1 protein-coding gene is annotated in these 234 nt (G+C 59.0%); it reads left to right on the forward strand.

The annotated features are described in order from the left end of the window. On the forward strand, nucleotides 1-234 hold a 234-nt coding region (locus R0J88_RS23660; RefSeq protein WP_410901409.1), incomplete at both ends, for a type II secretion system protein GspJ.

The raw sequence follows: 234 nt of genomic DNA on the forward strand, positions 1-234 counted from the left end.
TGTGGTTAACCCGTTGATGCGTCTGCCACGCAGTAATCTGCTCACCGTCGGTTACCGCATTCATGACGGCTATCTCGAACGGTTAGCCTGGCCGCTGACCGACGCAGCAGGCAGCGTGAAGCCGACAATGCAAAAGTTGATTCCGGCGGATTCGCTCCGTTTGCAGTTCTACGACGGCACGCGCTGGCAGGAGAGCTGGTCGTCAGTACAGGCGATCCCTGTGGCGGTACGCAT

The organism is Pseudoalteromonas sp. SIMBA_162, assembly GCF_046535955.1.
GTDB lineage: Bacteria > Pseudomonadota > Gammaproteobacteria > Enterobacterales > Alteromonadaceae > Pseudoalteromonas > Pseudoalteromonas marina.